Raw genomic sequence first — 2,725 nt, 5'->3', positions numbered from 1 at the left:
GGTGTTGGTGGTGTGTGGGTTGGGGTGGGGTTGTGTGTGCCATCCGGGTGTTTCTTTGTCGTGGTTGCACGCGGTGCAGAGTCCTTGGCCGTTGGTGATGGTGGTTGTTCCTCCTGTGGCCCAGGATTTGATGTGGTCGTACTCGCGGATCGGTGCGTCGCAGTAGGGGGTAGCGCAGTGTTGGTATTGCTGGCGCAGGAATTCCTTCATGCCCTCGGGAAAGAGTCTGGCGCGGGAGTCCATAGCGAGTAGTTCCCCGGTATCAGGGTGTGTGTAGAGGCGCTTCACCCAAACCCGTGGGGAGCCAGAACCGTTTCCTCCAGCGCTGCCAGTGTTGTTGCTCCTATTGTTGGTGCTGTTGTTGGTGCTGTTGTTATTGTTTTTACCGTGTTCAGTACCCGTGTTGCTACCACCACGGCTCTGTTCAGTACCCGTGTCGGTGTCGGTGCCGCTTCCGGTTTTGGTTCCTTTATCGGTGGTGGTGTTTTGTTGTGTGGGGTTGGTATGGGTGATGAGGTGGCGGGCTTCCGGGGCGGGGATGGGTTCGTATCCGGTAAGGATCGCGGGGTCGTTAGCGCCGTGAAAGAGGGCCCGGTCGGTCATGATGAGTTCTAACGTGATCTCTGGTTCAGTAACACTGGTACATAGGCTTCCTTCTCTACCGATTTGTTCTTCTTCCCACCGGCCCGTAGCAGCGGCCCCGTGCCGGGGCACTGTCAAGGACCGGGTTCCTACCCGGCTATCAGTGCTTGCCCGCACCCGGTCATTAGCGTTTATCCCTACCCGGTTATCGGTGCTTGCCCGGAACCGGTCATTAGCGTTGGTGTCGGGTCCGTGTTGGGTGTGTGTGGTGCTCTGGTCCTGGGTGGGGGTGTTTATAAGTGGGTGGCAGGGTTGATGGTGGGTGAGTCGGTGAATGAGGGCATCGGCCATGAGTTGGCCTTGAGTTCGTGTGTCTGCGCAGGCTTTCGCGCTCCCTGAGACACGACGGAGTGTGGAAAGGATCTGTATGCCTTGACGTAAGGGAATCAAAGCGCTGAGTAAAGTCATACCGTCCGCGGCCGGGCGTAGGGAAACATGCCGTTCGCTAACAGCCTTTTCCCGGCGTTGAACAAAGACTTCAGGCTCTAAGAGATACGCGGCGCGACGGGCCGCTACAGCGAGTTCCTTCGAGCCCATCGCCGCTAACCGCTCGGGATCTAAAGCTAAAGCACGATCGATAGCGCCCCGGTGTTCAGCACTCAAGAACACCGTTTCCATCGCGATGATCCGCGCATGATATTCCCCGATCTTTCCCGAACACACCGCCCGGAACGTGAAAGGAAGTTCCCTCACCACCACAGAGGCTAACTCCCCGGCTTGACGCCCTCGATGCGCGGATTCATGCCGGGCCAACCCGATCTGTAACCCAACACCCTTCCCTAAACTCTTCACCGGCATACCAGCCCTGACCTGCACTAACCGCTGCTGAACACTAAATAACGCCTCGGCCTGAATCTGAATGCCCGTCAACGCGTTCTTTACTTCCTCTAACCTAGCCACCACATCAATCAACACACCACCATCAACACCCTCCACCACACCCACATCAAAACCAACACCGATGCCGGGTACAGGGCTGGGATCTGCGGTGCTGGGTGCAGGGTTTCTCGTGGTGGGGTCGCTGGGTACTGGGAGAGTACCGCCCAGGGCTGTGATGATAGCTGTCGCGCTCTGAGCATGTGTAGCGGCCTTACTCGCAGCGGTTTTCATCGCTGACGCGTGACTGACTAACCCTGCAAGATACCCACTCGGGCGGCCCTCCCGCACAGCCTGCTCTACCCCAGCGACCGCTTCCATAGCACTAACAGCAGCACGCGAGGCAAGCTCATGAGCAAGAGCAGCATCCACATGCGCCAACACCACCGGATCAACAAAACCACCACACACACCCAACAACACCTCAGCAGCACCCACCACCGACGCACCCACCACCGGCGCACCCACCGGAGCAACAAAAACCGGAACAGGAACAGGAACCGGAATAACAGAACCAGTAATCGTCGGACCCGTAGTTACAGGGCCCCCACCAGTAAATACCGGCAGAGCACGACCAGGTCTAGCAGCCCCGGTAGTGCCAGACCCGTGTGTAGCACGTGTGGTTCTGCCAGACCCAGTGGCAGAAGGTCTGGTCGTGGCAGGTGTGGGTGAGCTCGGAAGAATCGGGGGGATCGGAGAAGAGCTGGAAGAACTCACAGCGCTTGAGAGATCACGGACAAGATCCAGAACGGCCCGATTCACAGTCGAGGGACTCGACACGCCCTGCCACTGCGAAAGAGCCATACCCGTCACCACCTCAACCAGAACCCGGACCTCAAAAGACTCATCATTAACGAATCTTCCCTGCGTCCTCTACTACCCCAATTCTACAAAACACCACTGACAAACAACCCCTCAAAAGACCCCAAACCCCCAATCTGTGGACCACCACCAACCGGCCACCCCCTGTGGAGGACACACCACACCACACAGAGAAAAATACCTGGATACCCAAGCCCGCAACGCACCCCAACAAGCTTGTACCCACCAAAACTAGTGATGGTGGCCCGAACATGCGGTGGTCCAATTCGGTGGAAGTCACCCAAGCCCGAAGTCACCCAACCCTGAGACCCGTCAACAAGCACGAAGTCACCCAAGCACGGAGTCACCCAAGCCCGTGCTACACGAAAGACATGGTGACGGAACC

General features: G+C 57.9%; 1 protein-coding gene. It reads right to left on the bottom strand.

All coding sequences use genetic code 11. From position 1 onward, the window contains the following. On the bottom strand, positions 1-1,986 hold a 1,986-nt coding region (locus tag LOH53_RS16965; protein WP_326832807.1), incomplete at its 3' end, for an HNH endonuclease. Between the last annotated feature and the right edge of the window lie 739 nt (positions 1,987-2,725).

The organism is Arthrobacter cryoconiti, from assembly GCF_020905375.1.
In the GTDB taxonomy this organism is placed as follows: Bacteria; Actinomycetota; Actinomycetes; order Actinomycetales; family Micrococcaceae; genus Specibacter; species Specibacter cryoconiti.
This window is presented reverse-complemented; position numbering and strand designations above follow the sequence as displayed.